The following is a 15,225-nucleotide window of genomic DNA, read 5'->3' on the forward strand; positions in this document are numbered from 1 at the left end:
TTACAGAGACCTCCTTTCTTTACGGGCCAGATAGAGGAAGAACGGTACCCCGATCAAGGCAACCAGAGCACCGATTGGTGTCTCGTATGGCGGATTAATCATGCGTGCAGCCAGATCGGCGAACACCAGCAGCAAGCTTCCCATGACCGCGGAACATGGAATGATCCAGCGATAATCAACCCCGACGATTTTACGCGTAAGGTGGGGGATGATAAGCCCAACGAAACCTACAGCACCAACCACGGATACGGCCGTACCCGCAAGAATAAGCACAACGATAAGACCAACCAGCTTAATCACGCCGGTACGCTGTCCCAGTCCGACGGCAATCTCTTCGCCGAGACTAAGAAGTGTGATAGAACGAGATATAATCAGGCCTACAATGAGTGCAGCCAGGACCCAGGGGAACATGACCTCCAGTTGAGACCATTTTGTACCGGCAACACCGCCCGCTGTCCAGAAGGCCAGATCCTGTCCAATTTTGAAATACAAGGCGATCCCTTCACTCAGTGCGGACAACATGGCGGATACCGCTGCTCCCGCCAACACCAGCCTAAGAGGCGTAAGGCCCGATCTGGACGCTGCGCCGAATCCGTATACAAGCAGTACGCCAAGCCCTGCCCCGATAAAGGAATACATAATGATATACATGTACGGCATGCCAGGGAAAAAAGCGAAGCACACCGCCAGGGCAAATCCTGCCCCGGAATTGAGCCCAAGCAAGCCTGAATCCGCGAGTGGATTGCGTGTCATCCCCTGCATGATTGCACCAGCTACAGCGAAGCAGGCACCAACCATCGCTCCACCTAGAATACGCGGCAATCGAATTTCCCAGATGATCTGATGCGGGGTAAGATCCGGGTTGAAGTTAAAGATGGCTTGCCAGACTACACCGAGTTTAATATCTGCGGCACCAAAAGAAATGGACAAAGCCATACCCAGGGCGAGAAGTACGAGACCACCCGTCAGGATCAAGGTAGCAGCCCATGGACGAGTATGTATTTTGGCTGTCGGAGATTCCGTATGATGACTTGTCGATGAAGCCTTCGAACTCATATGTGCCCACCCTTGTTATGAGTGGAGTAGACCAATCCTATGTACATAACAATCACCTCTCTGTTATTGCCGTTCTTTTAATGATATTGATTCTCATTCCCATACATCATTGTATGTCATCAATCTCTCGCTGGCAATGGACAAATGGGACAAGTTTATTGCATTAAACATGTTTTAGATCCAAAAAAAGCTGCACTGAGCATAAGGGCTCAGGTGCAGCTTGTTCTTTTGATGTTAACGGCTATGTACTCCAATCAGTGCGGCCAGTACATCGGGAACATCCGTAATGATCGCTTCCACACCCATCTGGATCAATAATTGCATCTCTGCAGGATCGTTTACGGTAAACGGATGTGTCGAGATTCCCTGAGCCTGCGCAGCAGCTACTTCCTCCTGTGTTACAGCCAGCTTATATGGATGCAGTGCCGAGGCTTCCAGTTTGGCTGCATAGTCGTATGGACGATAGAGTTTTTCCATGTAAAGAAGTGCCGTCCGAATGTCGGGAGCAATCCGTTTGCACTTCACCAAGGATGCATGATTGAAACTCGAAAGGATCACTTGCTGTTCCAAATCCCAATTTCGAATGGCTTGCACAATCTTTTCCTCCATGCCCTTGTAACCAACAATTCCATTTTTCAGTTCCAGATTAAGCAAAATCCTTTTTCCCTGCACGAGATCAAACAGTTCTTCCAGTGAAGGGATGCGCTCTTGGGCAAAATCGGCATGGAACCAGCTACCTGCGTCAAGTGTGCGCAATTGCTCGTATGTTGTATCCTTAACCCAGCCGGATGCACCTGCAGTCCGGTTCAGTGTCTCATCATGAATCAAAACCAATCTGCCATCACTGGACATCTGAACATCTGTCTCAATACCCGTGGCTCCAAGCTGCAGACCATGTTCAAACGCAGCCATTGTATTCTCTGGGAAGACGGCAGAAGCTCCTCTATGCGCAATAATTTCAATCGCCATTCCTCAGCACCTCCTGAATTCGCACATCAACTCTAGCAATTCCACTATACGACCGGTTTGTCATAACCGTATTAACAGAACGTTTAATGCGTGTTCGATTCCATATTGGACGTAGATGGCTTGGGGGAGATGTCCATTCAGATTGGGGATTCACTCATTTTTGCGAACTCAATCTGCAAATCGACATAACATAGTATGAGCGATAGAAGTTCCGTACTCCGCCATAAGGAGGTTGACTATTGAAGCGCATAACTTCCCATAAACCGGTAATACACCCTCATTCACATGCTCCCGGTCGCAAAAACCGAACCACTACAGGGCATAAACGTCGAACAGGTCATGCATATATTCGAGGGCTGGCTGTACCTGACAAAACGAGTAGTCAATTTTCAACGGATGACGCACAGCGTGGACTTGATCAGTTAGCTTTAATAGCAGCGATCCTCGCTCTGATCGCCGCTGTGATTGGTGTATACATTGCCTGGAAAACACTACTTATTCCTGGCGATAGCAATACGGTTGTTGCCGTTTAACCCTTCACAACTCTGTATACCGTTATCCGGGAAACAGGGTTTTTCTTTTTTGCAAACAAAAAAACCGTTCCCCTGAAACGCCGACAGCTGCCGGCGTCTCTTTGGAAAGGCTTATTCCTCATTCGATGCGCTTCAATAGAGCCTTCCCATCCGGGAATGGCTGACCGCATTACAGAATGAAGGTGCGGGAGATGATAACCAGCAGAATGAACAGTACCAGAATCGCGCCTGTAGATGTCCATGCTCCGCCGCCGAAGCCTCCGTATCCATACCCGTAACCTGTGCCTTTGATTTCGCTCATGAGTGACACTCCCCTCTTAAGAAAGTACACTATAGACTATGTCTCGGGCCGCAATTTGCCTGGGCAGAACGGAAACTTTTCCGCAGATGCCGGTGGTCAACCCCTATCCTGATTTACTTCTGTTCATTAAGCTGAGTCCATTTCTGAGTCAACTGTGCGGGAACGTAAGCCGACATCTTCGCAAGCAGTTCGGCCGGTTCGGATTCAAGACTCCACAGGCTGAGATGAGAAGTATTCGAAAATCCTTCATGGACACTATGCTCCACCAGTTTCATCAAAGGTTCGTAATAACCGTTTACATTCAATAAACCAACTGGTTTACGATGAATACCGATTTGAGCCCAGCACAGCACCTCGAACAATTCCTCAAAGGTTCCCATGCCACCAGGAAGGGCAATAAATCCATCCGACAGTTCCGCCATCGTTGCTTTACGCTCGTGCATTGTCCCCACTTCAATCAGCTGTGTAAGGCCTCCATGCACAATTTCTCCACGAAACAATCCGGTTGGCATAACGCCAATGACCTCTCCGCCATTCTCCAGTGCTGCATCAGCCACCGCACCCATTAATCCCATGCACGACCCGCCATATACGAGGGAGAATCCGTTATCTGCAATTTGTTTGCCCAAGTTAATTGCCTGCTGTGTATAGTCCGGATGATTCCCGGGGTTCGAACCTGCAAAAACACATATACGTTTCAAAGGGCTTCACTCCTTCTTGTTGTCTATCTCATTAGTATATAACAAGAATGTCATTGCTATGTTACCCCTTCATATGGTCTGGAGACAAAAAAAACCCGACCGTTTGCAGCCGGCCGGGTTCCCATGTTATTACACATCATTTAGAAGGGGTTGTTACATTTAATATAAAGGCCGAAGATTAAATCTATATGATCTTTACATGAAATGAATATTAAATATACAAGTCAACTTAGCGTATGCCCCGTCTGGAACGCACTACAAACATATGCTTGTCCTTGCGAAGCAACCGCCCATCTGCAAGCTCGACCTGATCTTCATCATGACGAAGAATCGTTGTGGACAGGGCTACAATTTTGGCCCGCCGCCATATCATGACCTGTGATTTGAAATAGATGGCATTGTCAAATTGAATGGCCTTTTTCATCACATATCCGACCTTATGCACCTCAGAACGTGCTTTCTTCAGAGGAAGGCTCTCTTCAGGGAGAGGTCTAATCATTGCGATATTGTCGAACGACACCTTGATCCGTTTCGGTCCGATTCGTACACAATCCGCTTCTTCATCCCACTCTACCAGGGTCCCCTTCAGTGGCTCCCGTATTCCCGTTGCCCGATATACTGCTACTTTTCGTCCAACCCAATGCCGCAATGTCCTCACCTCCGCTTATCTAGTTTTCCGGTATAGTCCAATCAATCGGTTGAATACCTTTGGAGGTCAGGAAATCGTTGGCTTTGGAGAATGGCCGACTACCCAGAAAACCACGATGGGCGGCAAGTGGACTGGGATGTGTTGATTCCAGCACCAGATGTTTGTCCCGGTTAATAAAAGCACCTTTTTTCTGCGCATGACTGCCCCACAGCATGAACACCATCGGTTCCGAGCGTTCATTCAATGCACGAATCACTGCATCAGTGAACTTCTGCCAACCCAGCCCCTGATGAGAATTCGGCTGGCCCTCGCGTACCGTAAGTACATTGTTTAGCAGCAATACACCTTGTTCCGCCCAGTGAACCAAGTACCCGTGTTTCGGAATTGGCAATCCCAGATCTGCATGAAGTTCCTTATATATATTTAGCAGTGAAGGTGGAATGCGTACACCTGGCATAACCGAAAAGCTCAGTCCGTGGGCCTGTCCAGCTCCGTGATATGGATCCTGACCCAGAATGACCGCTTTGACCTGATGATAAGGGGTCAGTTTGAGCGCGGAGAACAGATTTTCTTTGGACGGATATACCGTTTGTGTCTTGTATTCTCCTGCTAAAGCATAACGTATATCGTTAAAATACTCCGATTCAATCTCTTCTCTAAGCACTGTGTCCCAATCGTTTCCAAACATATGTATGGGCTCCTTTCCCTGATGAAAACATACCCGTGCCGCCAGAAAGCTCTGGCTGCCCTTGTGCCGAGCCTGATTCAAGGCTCACAAACTATCCATCATTTTAACATACCTCCGGGCGGCAGGCCAGAAATGTGCTGTAGGGTCATGTCTGCTCAGATTCTGACTGGTATCCTCTGATTATTCTATAAGCCATTTTCATGAGCTATAAACTAAAAAACGAGCCCCCAGATGGCTATACCAACCGGGGACCCGTTTTATGTTCATGCTTCCAATTTGCGTAAACTCATGTACTACTTTGGCTTAGTACTTGATCAGATCCAGCGTTTCGTCGAATAGGAAGCCTTGCTCTTCGATCTTGCTTTCATTGCCGACAACGCAGCGATTGCCTTGTTCCAGAATTGCAGCTACGAGGGCAGCCGAATCAACGATATGGGCTTCCGTTGTGCTCAGCACTTCATCACGCTCCTGCTGCAGATCTGCTTCGGTAACGTTGGACAAATAGCATTCCAGTGAGAAGTTCCCTTCCGAATATGGTGTTCTCGGGGTGTCCAGATCCTGGATGGCACCGATAATATACCGCGTCATTTCACGTTCATCCGCTTTGAAATTTTGCAAATACTGCGGAATGTCTTCATACACTTTGTACGTTTTCTCCAGGTTAGGGTCTCTGTATGAGGCCAGATAGCTGTCTCCATTGCGTCTAAAACCACTCATGCAGCCGTAGGCACCACCCTTGGCCCGGATATTCGTCCACAGATAATCAAGAGACAGGATTCCCTGAAGAACCCGCAGCGAGCCTGTATACTGGAAGCCCTTGGTAAGGAAATTGCCTGTCTGAACGACATATTGCACTTCCGAAGGGGACTTGAAGCCCTCATTATGATGAACCTCTTGGAATTCAGCTTGCTCCTTCGCCACATCATGTGTATACAGCTTGGATTTCAGGTCAGACACCTGCTGCTCCAATCCTTCATACCCTTTCTCATCTGCGGTATAGCTGACAAGCAGCAGTTCAGGTCTGAAGATCATGCCTGTCAATTCTTGAAGACGAGCGGCAAGCTCTTCTTTTCTCTCATCATAGTTCGCCTGGAGCTCTTCAAGCCATTGATAAAAGGCGATTCCACTCACAGCTTCCCGGAAGGCAGCCACCGCTGAATGTTTGGCAGAGGATCTGCCCATGGCCGCAGAATGTCCACTGTTGATCAAGCTGCGCTGCAATTGCCCCTTCAGTTGGGAAATGATCTCATACAAGCGCTTCGAGTCGTCGAAGCGGGAAGTCAGAATGATCTCTTTGATCATGTCAAACGCAAATCCCAGCTTGCTGTACAAAACCTTCGCCCCGAATTCAAAGTGAGCCCGGTACGCGTTATACTGTTTCGCATCAGCACTCGCACCTACGCTTGCACTGATTCCGCCAGAGTGGATATGGATTTCATTGGATAACTCGTTGAACGAGAAATTCTTCGTATCCACATAACCGAGTACACTTTTCAGCAGACCGGCATAAGGCAGCAGATGCTGCGGTATCTCTTTGACATCAAATAATAGCTTCAGATAACCAATTCCGTTGGTGTATAGATTGTGATGCAGGATCGTTGTGCCCTCTACCGTCTTCAGGGTTTGGTACAGGGTGGATGCCTTGGGTTCGATATCTTCATTCGACAAGGTCGGGATAACCTGCTGTTGTTCTTTGGTCGAAGGCTCATTTTGATAATCCGCAAGCTCTTTCGTTTTTTGTACCAATTCTGCGATTTCGGCCTCATTCAGACTGGACTGATAGGATTTCAACCGGGTACGCAGCGCCTCTTCCTTCCGCTGATTCAGCCCTTTATCCGGAGTCACGGCAACAAATGAGGTATGTGTATTTTGCAGCAAATACTGCTCAATCAACTGCTCGAAGTATCCTTCATTCATTTTGGTTCGCAGCGTTGCAAATACGTCATTGGCCTCCAGGTGCGCAAATGGCGCCTGATCATCATAGAGCCAGCTCTGAAGCGTGTAGAAGCCATAGATGAGCCCTTTCGGCATTCTTCCAAAGTCAGCTTCACGATGGTTGAATTCATAGGAGTTAATGCCCGCAAGCAGTGCCTTGGGATCGATTCCTTCCTTCACCACACGCTGAAGCACTTCCTGCACTGTATCCAAAAATACCTGCTTGCTCTCCAGGTTACTCTTCTTCAAACCGATGGTCAGTACCGGCTGATACAAGCTGTCGTCATACGAGCCATAGACTTCTTTGGCAATTCCCTTATCCAGCAGTGCCTGCTTCAGAACAGCTCCTGGCGCACTCAGAAGGGCATACTGCAATATTTGAAATGCAATGTTCAATTCCTGATCAAGCGTGGTTCCAATGACGGCATTATACGTCAAAAAGCTGTTATCCACTTCCGACTCGGTACTTCCCGCGGAATAGGTTTTGACCACATCCACCCGCTCGCTGAAGGCTTCCTGTACCCCAATCTCCGAGTCAGTCTCGATCCGATCGTACTGGTTCAGATAGGTTTCATCCAGCCATTTCAACTTCTCTTCCATATCCATATCGCCGTACAGGTATATGTAGCTGTTCGAAGGATGATAGTATTTCGTGTGGAAATCGAGCAAGCCCTGGTAGGTCAGATCCGTGATCTCATCCGGAATGCCTCCAGACTCGCAGGAATAGGTGGTATCCGGGAAAAGAGAATTCAGGACGGCTCTGCGTACAACACGCTCCGGTGAGGAAAATGCCCCTTTCATCTCGTTATACACCACACCGTTATATGTCAATTCATCCTCTGGCGAGGACAGATTGTAGTTCCAGCCCTCTTGCAGGAATATTTTCTCGTTCTCGTAAATATTGGTGTTCAGTACCGCATCCAGATAAATATCCATCAAGTTGTGGAAGTCATGATCATTGCGGCTGGCGATCGGGTAGATCGTTTTGTCCGGGTACGTCATTGCATTCAGGAAGGTATTCAGTGAACCCTTCAACAGCTCCACGAAGGAGTCCTTTGCCGGGAACTTCTTGGAGCCGCACAGTACGGAATGCTCCAAAATATGAGGTACACCTGTATTGTCACTCGGAGGTGTTCTAAACCCGATACTGAATACTTTGTTGTCATCCTCGTTGGATAAAACCACAATTCTGGCACCTGACTTTTTGTGTTCAAGCAGGTAACCATCTGATTTCAGTTCCTCCATCCTGCGTTCCTGTAAAACCTGGTAAGGCTGAAGTTGTTTCAACATATGCTGATCCTCCATCAAAAGAAATTTATTTTGCTTCCTTGAGTTCCGCAAGATAAAGGTAATTTATGCCTATGGATAGTATACACCATCGTTTCATGTCTTCCTAACTTATAGCCAGAGGCAACTAGACATCTCCTGATATGTATTATGTACAATTTCAGTTTATGAACCCGAAAGGCAGGGGATTTCTATTCAATATGCTAAAAATGTGTATAAAAAAAGATCGCATCGACAGCTTGTTCAACAAGCGTCATGCGATCTTCTTCATAAGGATGCCGAGGACCGGGATCGAACCGGTACGGTAGTCACCTACCGCAGGATTTTAAGACATATGCTTCGATTGATATAGAATGGAATGAAAGGATAAAATGCAGTCATATCAAGGATTCATGTCATTAGCTTATTGGACTAATTTGGACTGATTTCTATAGCTTGACCTACAGTCTGTCCCCAATTTGTCCCCAGCTATCCCCCTAGTTTACTCAAGCAAAATTGAGGATGGCAAAACAACTTTGAGAGCTTGTCTAACCCTTGTGCAGAAGTCAAAATCTGCGCAAGGGTTTTGCTATTGATCCCTAATTGGCTTAACACGCCATTCATTCTGGATGATTCATTCATTTAATCCGTTACCGATCAGTTTTGCTCATCATTTTAATATTCAGTCCAATAACTCAGATCATTTGGTCGGGCTGGCGCAGCTTGAGGGATTTTAGGCTGATCAGATTCCCGCTCCCAACCCTCCAGAATAACAATATTATTGGTATCGGATTTGCTTTCCCACGTTATGTAATTCGCAGCAACCAGACCGTTCAGAGCAGACACTATGTCTGCTTTTCCTCTTCCAGTCTTTATCATCAGCTCATGAATCGTGGGAAATCGTCGCCGTATTCCTTTATAGTTATATAAAATCCTCAGAACTTTCCGCTCATAGTCATTTAGCATCTGACCTACCCCCTATGCTGTCGTCTTAAGCGGATGACACGCCAGTAATCCCGATTCCTTGAATGTCCGTGGCTCACCAGACAATAGATCATCTGCCTTAATGAGACCGGATCGAATGCTTTTGACTTGTATCCGCCTTTTTGTAATCTTCCCGCTTTGATCCTCATATATGATTTCGACCAACCAACCCAGGTATTTTACTGGCATGTTCATCCCTCCAAATAACAGAACACTTGTTTGCTTTATCAGTATATACGAACATTAGTTCTTTATTCAACAGAAAAAATACCCAGTCAAGCGACTAGGTATTTTCTGCACTTAATGACTTGGTCATTAAGCTAACGGGCAGGTTAATGAAAAAAGAGGAAAAAATATTGCTTAGAAGAATAATGAAAGTACATCATTTTTCTAATCTGGAGGTGCACGTTTGATTAACTGTCCTTATTGCAATATTATTGATGACCTTAGTCATGAAGTAATCATTAGCAATGAAAAATGCTTATATACTTTGCTCAAAGAGCAAGAAATAAAAGGCGCTGGCATTATTGTACCTAAAGCACATAGGGAAACCGTATTTGATTTAACTCAAGATGAATGGGATGCAACATATCATTTACTTCAAGAAGTTAAGCTATATTTGGATAAGAATTATAAACCAGAAGGCTACAATGTTGGTTGGAACTGTGGTCATGTGGGTGGACAACATATTTTCCACTCTCATTTACATGTAATTCCGCGGTATGCCGATGAAGTAATGGCAGGAAAGGGAATTCGGTACCTTCTTAAGAACCAAAAAAAGGCTGATTAAGCTAACGGGAAACGTTAGTTCAATAGCTAAGAGTTTTTACATTTGATATACAAGAGGAGTAGCGAGGCTTTTTCCTCCTACTCCAAGTTAGTTATAATATTATGTTTAGATATATTAATAAGAATGTCCGCCAAGGCTCACTGCCCGACCGACTAAGGTATTCGTATGGTCTGGATTTTTCACGCAACTACTCAAGCCAACAGAACCTTCTTATTTATTTAACGTCGTTTAATCATTCTGATTTTAGGTTTAGCAAAAACCCCTATGTCATCCCCAGTAAGAAGTACATTATCGTCATTTACTTCAGGCCAAACTTGATTTTTCAGGTCATTTAACCTAATAGGTATTTCTATCTCAGTATCGGGAACATCTACACAATATTGAGTAAGCTCGTCTAGACCTTCGTAATACTCAAGATCCGTAACTAAATAAGCTATGGGTAAGTATTTCAACATACTGAACATACCATGTCTTCCGCTCTCAGGTCCATAAACTTTCATCATACTAAAATTTTGCATAATTCTTATATTATTAAAAGGATAAATCCAATAGAAAACCTTATATCCTTGAGGTACTTTCATTTCAGGATCTAGCAAGTACTCCCTAAAGGCAACGTCTTGGTTTGAAAAAGAAAGCTCTCCCTTTGCGGCAAGTAAATGACCTAAAACAGCTTTAACAATCTTGATTGGCTTAGTCTTGAATCTGATTACTTCGGGAATTATTAGTGAACTTTTTAGATATTGACCAACATCCTCGGCAAAAGAGTTAATAACAGGATCATATTGAGCACCTAAAAGGCTGTTATTACACTCTTGACACAAGGTCCTGTACTTCACTCCGTTTTGAGACGGAATGTGTTTTGTGTTTTTTTCAACCATGTGCTGCATAATATTCCATTGTTCAACCTCAGTGAATTCAATTCCACCTTTTGGAGGAATATGATCCCAGGTCAGTTGCCTCTTCTGTAGACAAATATTACAGCTATCAACCTTTTCCCTCTTAAATTTCACATAATTAGGCATTCCATTTCCCCTTAGAGAAAAATTTATATATTCTCATCATCAAAAAAGCCTCCGCAGAACACACTGCAGAGGCTTTACCGATGCTTTCGGATTATAAATACATAATAACTCATTTCGCCCATATTGTAAATTGTTCCAAAATATCTAGAAACATTTACCTAGGTCTGATAGACTATCTTTATCTATTACATAGGAGGAAGTACCTTGAACAAGAAACCGATTTATAAGAAGTGGTGGTTCTGGCTCGCTATTATCTTTGTTATTGGGGCAATTGGTAATCTCGGAGAAAAAGAAACCAAAGCCACTGAGCCTTCATCCCAAGCCACAGCACAGCCTAAAACAGAAAAAACATCGACAGAACTAACGGCTGCTGATAAAGAGAAAGCTGAAGCTGAGAAGAAAGCTGAAGAAGAACAGAAAGCAAAAGATGATGCCGCTGCTGCAGAATTAGCTAAAAAGGAAGCTGAAGCAAATAGTGTGCCAAGAGAGCACAAGGCTGCACTAGAAAAAGCAATCACTTATGCGGAAGTTATGAACATGTCCAAAGCCGGTGTTTACGACCAATTGACCTCTGAATATGGCGAAAACTTTCCAAAGGAAGCTGCACAATATGCCATTGATAACATTGATTTTGATTGGAAGCAAGCAGCTTTAAAGAAAGCTCAATCTTACGCTGAATCAATGAATATGTCTGATTCCGCCATTTACGATCAACTGATATCTGACTACGGCGAGAAGTTCACCAAGGAAGAAGCTAAATACGCAGTAGCCAATTTAAAATAACAGATCGGCGGTGCATTGAATGAAATTCGGATTCCGGAAGCCCAGCCTGAAAAAGAGAATATCGGCCCGATCCAGTATCAAGCGTCAAATCATACATCGGTCCGGACTCAAAATGCCTCGTGGTTATGGTTGGCTACGGGATCCAAAGAAGGCTGTATATAACAAGGTCTACAGAAAAACAACGTTCGATATCTTCTCTGTCATCAAGAAGCTGTTCAAATAAAAATAAAGCCCTGCCAGCTGCGTGCTGATAGGGCTTTTGTATTTCCAAGCGCTTGGGATTACGGCGTAACCAATGTTGCTGTTTTCGTCTTCTGATCCCAACTGATCTTGGAACCGGGAATATTATCGCCTGCAGCACGTAATGGAATAAGTACTGTGCCATCGACTAAAATTGCACCCTCAATCTGATTACCATTGACGATAGCTGTTACTTTGTCTTCTGCTTCTTTCGTATCAGGAGTGTTAAACAGGTCAAGCTCGGCCTGTCTACGCCGCACCAGACCATTTAGAACCTTCCCCCCTGCCTTATTGTACTTGGTAATACTTGCAGCAATTTGGGATATTGTGCGGTCGTTACATAGCTTTTTCAGGTTCGCGGGTCCTGTATTGTAACAAAAGCTTGTAAGTGCATCAAATTGATTCTGAGTGAGCTTGTCCGCAACTGGGACATAAGAAGGATTATTTACATAAGCTTCGTATTTAGCCAGGTCAGACAAAAGCATAGCGTCAGCCTGGGCCTGTGTGATGGTCATACCTTGTTTTACATCCGCTCCGTAATGCCCCCACCCAATTGTCCAATATTGTTCAGTGGTAACGGGTTTATATGCCGTGAGTTTGCAGCCTTCAAATGATTTGATTAATTTAATGCCTGCATTTGATATTTTCCGCATTATCTATTACACTCCATTCATTAATTAGACTGCTGGCTTTTGAGTCGTATCATCTTGTGGCGGATCTGGTAGGTTCGGATTTGTCGGTACAGAAGATTTGGATTCAAATATCTTCACCGCATTCCGGAGTGCGTCCGGCATAGGTAAGCCCATACGTCCAGCATTTTCAATTACTGATAATAACTCATTAGCGATATAGAAAAAGACCACGGCATCCTGAATATATCCAGTATTACCCCAAGCTAAGTCAATATAGTGGGAAATCGTCACAATAAGGAAGATAGCCGCCTTTCTTGCGATACCTTCAAAACCCACCCGGCTGCGCAGCTCGTGCTTGATCCAAGCAGCTGCCCATCCTGTCAACCAGTCCACAACAACCAAAATTAAAAGTAAATGTATCAACATGTTCCAACCTCCAAATAAGTATCCGGTGCCAGCCCCTACAGCTGCCGATACCATTTTAATGACATTAGATATCCCCTCGTTCATCCCGCTTCCTCTTCTCTCTATGAAATAGAAAAGCCCCCTGACCACTCCAGTGGGCATAAAAATAGCGCTCCGATTATCGGAACGCTTGTTACTCAGTGATTAGAAATTCAAGTCCGCTGTCAGTAAGGATCTCTTTAACGTCTGGTTTCAGTGTAGTGGGTACCGCTTTGTACTCGGTTTTACCCAAGATTACACGCTGTGCAAAAAACATAGCCATCATGTCTGTGTCACCTCCTTTCAGGAATAACCATGTGATGAACCGCCGGATCATTCGTAAACCTGAACGGCCATTTCAGCAATGACATCCTCTACAAAATCAGCACGCTCAGACAATGCCCCACTCTGTGCCTTCAGGAGCAACGTTTCCTGTTCCAAAGCCTCTACCTGTTTGCTGAGTGCTGGACGTGGTTCCTGTGGTGCCTCTGGGTCAACGGGATCTGGATACGTAAAGAGCGGTTCCATTGTTTCTAGATCTATACGGGTAATCATGCCGCCTTCTGCTCGATCAGCAGCATAAGCTCCATAATCCAATTCCAACATTCCCACTGTTTCGGGAATACGTTCCGCTAAAGAGGAATACACTTCAAAATCTTGCTCCCGTGTTGTTTGCACAACGTCCCCGCTACGTTCCCCGGTGTTCAATATTACATTTCCGGTATGCAAGTCGTAATAAATTTTCATCCCTATATGCAACTAAAAAACCTCCTCAGAAATCTGTATGTGGTCATCTTTCAATTACCCCCATGCGTGCCAAGTCATATCTACGCCGCCGCTGTAATTAGGAAACCTAAATCCGTTTGCTGTAACATAAGCATAAGTCCCGTCAATTCTATAATTAGTTCTGTAGGTGTAAACGAACGTAAAGCCGCCGAAAGAAGCTTTATCTGTGTAACTGGTAACAAGATTATCACCGTCAGCACTTGTTATTGGTTCCCTATAAATAATTATCACCTTGGGTTTGAAGGTTAACCCGGTAACGACGAATTCACCACCATATACACTGTTGCCGTTCAAAGCTATAAAAGGGTATGAGTTGACATTAGTTGTTCTGAGAGTTCCCGTGGCATATTTCGGTGTTTGAATCTGGCCAATCTTTGTTGACAACGTTGCCCATGGATCAGATGTGGATGCACTACCACCCTTGGCGTTAATGGCACCCACAATGCCGTTCTTCGCATCAACGCCAGATTGCTTTACCAGTTCGTTTTGCTCGTAAAGCGCTCTGATATCACGTTCCTGTGAATAAGGAAGATCTTCAGAACCTTCGATGAGTGCTATCCTAGCAAAACCTACAGTCATGCTGGCGGGTATCTTGTGCGCAACAAGCCTTACAAATACCGCAGTTACTCCTGATGGTATTAATACCGCTAAACTCTTTCTATGCCACCATGTGCGCACATCTGCAACCAATTGTCCGAGAACATTATTCGGAGACGCTGCGTTAACTACTTCAATGTAGATAGCCGAGTCAGTATCGGAGTCTATTGTATGGAACATAGCTTGTAGACGATAATACGATCCGGGGCTAACACCTATAGACTCGCTACTCAACGTGGCGTATTCGCTAGAAGTTATAGGTGTACGCGTATCTACTCCGAAAAATCCTTCCACGGTTTGGTTCATATAAGGGGTCCACGCACGTACTCCGTTGGACGTCCAATACTGCATCCCTAGTGTTGCTGATGAGTTTTTAACAAGATTCGCCCTGAGTAGTTCAGATGGTTTACGGAAATTGGTGTTTGCATAGTTCTTTGCGTTCGTCTCCGCTGCGTTCGCCTTTGTTGTCGCATCTGTGGCCGCCGCCAACCTTGCATCGTTGACCGCCTTTTCAGTTGCTGCATCCGTTTGTGACGTTCCATCCGTCTTATTGGATAATCTCACCTTACCTTTTACTGTAAGGGACGCATCCGGTATGTCAGCGTTTTGGACATCCTCTTGAAGCTGCTGAATGTCCGATTGGATCGTTCCAAGTTCTGCATCCACATAGCTTTTTTCTACTGCCTTCTCCTGCAGCTCCTTCAACGCCAAGTAACTCCAATTCAGATGCCAGTTGAACCACTGAGCTGGTGGCTTCATGCCTGGTTGAAATCCCGTCTGTTTCTGCGATTCTGAAGGCTCCACACCAGGTGCGTTCCATTCAGGAAGTTTTTGTGTAAATGCCACGTT

General features: G+C 45.2%; 19 protein-coding genes. 4 read left to right on the forward strand and 15 right to left on the reverse strand.

Features of this window, described 5'->3' with window-relative positions; all coding sequences use genetic code 11:
* Together GUA98_RS16190 and GUA98_RS16195 are read right to left on the reverse strand one after the other, a co-directional pair.
* Positions 1-1,056: a FecCD family ABC transporter permease gene (locus tag GUA98_RS16190; protein WP_153979389.1), complete on the reverse strand. Its 1,056-nt coding sequence runs from the start codon at positions 1,054-1,056 to the stop codon at positions 1-3.
* Between the two features lie 234 nt (positions 1,057-1,290).
* On the reverse strand, positions 1,291-2,025 hold the full coding sequence (locus GUA98_RS16195; RefSeq protein WP_193723755.1) for a glycerophosphodiester phosphodiesterase: 735 nt from the start codon (positions 2,023-2,025) through the stop codon (positions 1,291-1,293).
* A 239-nt stretch (positions 2,026-2,264) separates the two neighbouring features.
* On the opposite strand from GUA98_RS16195, the gene GUA98_RS16200 reads away from it, so the two are divergent.
* Entirely contained in the window at positions 2,265-2,558 is a 294-nt protein-coding gene (locus tag GUA98_RS16200) for a hypothetical protein (RefSeq protein WP_193723756.1), read from the forward strand.
* A 169-nt stretch (positions 2,559-2,727) separates the two neighbouring features.
* On the opposite strand, the gene GUA98_RS29605 is transcribed toward GUA98_RS16200, so the two are convergent.
* The 7 genes from GUA98_RS29605 to GUA98_RS16230 form a co-directional block, all read right to left on the reverse strand.
* Positions 2,728-2,859 carry a YjcZ family sporulation protein gene (locus tag GUA98_RS29605; protein WP_217506391.1) on the reverse strand — a complete coding sequence of 44 codons (132 nt, stop codon included), beginning with the start codon at positions 2,857-2,859 and terminating at the stop codon, positions 2,728-2,730.
* A 113-nt stretch (positions 2,860-2,972) separates the two neighbouring features.
* Entirely contained in the window at positions 2,973-3,560 is a 588-nt protein-coding gene (locus GUA98_RS16205) for a TIGR00730 family Rossman fold protein (protein ID WP_127537821.1), read from the reverse strand.
* A 229-nt stretch (positions 3,561-3,789) separates the two neighbouring features.
* Positions 3,790-4,209 (reverse strand): hypothetical protein, encoded by a 420-nt coding sequence (locus GUA98_RS16210; RefSeq protein ID WP_095290057.1) that lies wholly within the window; start codon positions 4,207-4,209, stop codon positions 3,790-3,792.
* A gap of 19 nt (positions 4,210-4,228) precedes the next feature.
* Positions 4,229-4,897, reverse strand: a complete 669-nt coding sequence (ung, locus tag GUA98_RS16215) for a uracil-DNA glycosylase (protein ID WP_095290055.1) — start codon at positions 4,895-4,897, stop codon at positions 4,229-4,231.
* A gap of 303 nt (positions 4,898-5,200) precedes the next feature.
* Complete coding sequence (locus tag GUA98_RS16220) at positions 5,201-8,122, reverse strand: insulinase family protein (protein WP_193723757.1); 2,922 nt, start codon at positions 8,120-8,122, stop codon at positions 5,201-5,203.
* 651 nt (positions 8,123-8,773) lie between these two features.
* On the reverse strand, positions 8,774-8,977 hold the full coding sequence (locus GUA98_RS16225) for a hypothetical protein (RefSeq protein ID WP_227779716.1): 204 nt from the start codon (positions 8,975-8,977) through the stop codon (positions 8,774-8,776).
* A 99-nt stretch (positions 8,978-9,076) separates the two neighbouring features.
* Entirely contained in the window at positions 9,077-9,271 is a 195-nt protein-coding gene (locus GUA98_RS16230) for a hypothetical protein (protein ID WP_193723759.1), read from the reverse strand.
* Between the two features lie 220 nt (positions 9,272-9,491).
* Here GUA98_RS16230 and GUA98_RS16235 point away from each other — a divergent pair, with 220 nt between their 5' ends.
* The gene (locus GUA98_RS16235; protein WP_193723760.1) at positions 9,492-9,872 is read left to right on the forward strand and encodes an HIT family protein; all 381 of its coding nucleotides are present in this window, start codon (positions 9,492-9,494) and stop codon (positions 9,870-9,872) included.
* A 218-nt stretch (positions 9,873-10,090) separates the two neighbouring features.
* Here GUA98_RS16235 and GUA98_RS16240 read toward each other — a convergent pair whose 3' ends face one another.
* A complete protein-coding gene (locus tag GUA98_RS16240; RefSeq protein ID WP_193723761.1) occupies positions 10,091-10,894 on the reverse strand; it encodes a hypothetical protein in 804 nt (267 codons plus the stop codon).
* 204 nt (positions 10,895-11,098) lie between these two features.
* Between GUA98_RS16240 and GUA98_RS16245 the strand changes: the two genes are divergently transcribed.
* Both GUA98_RS16245 and GUA98_RS29610 read left to right on the forward strand, forming a co-directional pair.
* Positions 11,099-11,677: an Ltp family lipoprotein gene (locus GUA98_RS16245; protein ID WP_227779717.1), complete on the forward strand. Its 579-nt coding sequence runs from the start codon at positions 11,099-11,101 to the stop codon at positions 11,675-11,677.
* A 19-nt stretch (positions 11,678-11,696) separates the two neighbouring features.
* Entirely contained in the window at positions 11,697-11,900 is a 204-nt protein-coding gene (locus GUA98_RS29610) for a hypothetical protein (protein WP_227779718.1), read from the forward strand.
* Between the two features lie 58 nt (positions 11,901-11,958).
* Here GUA98_RS29610 and GUA98_RS16250 read toward each other — a convergent pair whose 3' ends face one another.
* The 5 genes from GUA98_RS16250 to GUA98_RS29615 form a co-directional block, all read right to left on the reverse strand.
* Entirely contained in the window at positions 11,959-12,570 is a 612-nt protein-coding gene (locus tag GUA98_RS16250; protein WP_193723762.1) for a glycoside hydrolase family protein, read from the reverse strand.
* Positions 12,571-12,594: 24 nt separating this feature from the next.
* Positions 12,595-13,059, reverse strand: a complete 465-nt coding sequence (locus GUA98_RS16255; protein WP_193723763.1) for a holin family protein — start codon at positions 13,057-13,059, stop codon at positions 12,595-12,597.
* Positions 13,060-13,147: 88 nt separating this feature from the next.
* Positions 13,148-13,279, reverse strand: coding sequence for a hypothetical protein (locus GUA98_RS29990; RefSeq protein WP_265333611.1), 132 nt, complete (start codon positions 13,277-13,279; stop codon positions 13,148-13,150).
* Between the two features lie 47 nt (positions 13,280-13,326).
* A complete protein-coding gene (locus GUA98_RS16265) occupies positions 13,327-13,752 on the reverse strand; it encodes a hypothetical protein (RefSeq protein ID WP_193723765.1) in 426 nt (141 codons plus the stop codon).
* 42 nt (positions 13,753-13,794) lie between these two features.
* Positions 13,795-15,222, reverse strand: a complete 1,428-nt coding sequence (locus GUA98_RS29615; protein ID WP_321573888.1) for a tail fiber protein — start codon at positions 15,220-15,222, stop codon at positions 13,795-13,797.
* Positions 15,223-15,225 lie beyond the last annotated feature (3 nt).

Origin of the sequence: Paenibacillus sp. P13VS (assembly GCF_015143645.1) — a bacterium.
In the GTDB taxonomy this organism is placed as follows: domain Bacteria; phylum Bacillota; class Bacilli; order Paenibacillales; family Paenibacillaceae; genus Paenibacillus; species Paenibacillus xylanilyticus_A.

Excerpts from the sequence above, each read along its gene's own strand:
- GUA98_RS16190 (WP_153979389.1), bottom strand. The coding sequence starts at position 1,056 with ATGAGTTCGAAGGCTTCATCGACAAGTCATCATACGGAATCTCCGACA.
- GUA98_RS16195 (WP_193723755.1), bottom strand. The coding sequence starts at position 2,025 with ATGGCGATTGAAATTATTGCGCATAGAGGAGCTTCTGCCGTCTTCCCA.
- GUA98_RS29605 (WP_217506391.1), bottom strand. The coding sequence starts at position 2,859 with ATGAGCGAAATCAAAGGCACAGGTTACGGGTATGGATACGGAGGCTTC.
- ung (WP_095290055.1), bottom strand. The coding sequence starts at position 4,897 with ATGTTTGGAAACGATTGGGACACAGTGCTTAGAGAAGAGATTGAATCG.
- GUA98_RS16220 (WP_193723757.1), bottom strand. The coding sequence starts at position 8,122 with ATGTTGAAACAACTTCAGCCTTACCAGGTTTTACAGGAACGCAGGATG.
- GUA98_RS16225 (WP_227779716.1), bottom strand. The coding sequence starts at position 8,977 with ATGATAAAGACTGGAAGAGGAAAAGCAGACATAGTGTCTGCTCTGAAC.
- GUA98_RS16230 (WP_193723759.1), bottom strand. The coding sequence starts at position 9,271 with ATGCCAGTAAAATACCTGGGTTGGTTGGTCGAAATCATATATGAGGAT.
- GUA98_RS16240 (WP_193723761.1), bottom strand. The coding sequence starts at position 10,894 with ATGCCTAATTATGTGAAATTTAAGAGGGAAAAGGTTGATAGCTGTAAT.
- GUA98_RS29610 (WP_227779718.1), top strand. The coding sequence starts at position 11,697 with ATGAAATTCGGATTCCGGAAGCCCAGCCTGAAAAAGAGAATATCGGCC.
- GUA98_RS16250 (WP_193723762.1), bottom strand. The coding sequence starts at position 12,570 with ATGCGGAAAATATCAAATGCAGGCATTAAATTAATCAAATCATTTGAA.
- GUA98_RS16255 (WP_193723763.1), bottom strand. The coding sequence starts at position 13,059 with ATGAACGAGGGGATATCTAATGTCATTAAAATGGTATCGGCAGCTGTA.
- GUA98_RS29990 (WP_265333611.1), bottom strand. The coding sequence starts at position 13,279 with ATGATGGCTATGTTTTTTGCACAGCGTGTAATCTTGGGTAAAACCGAG.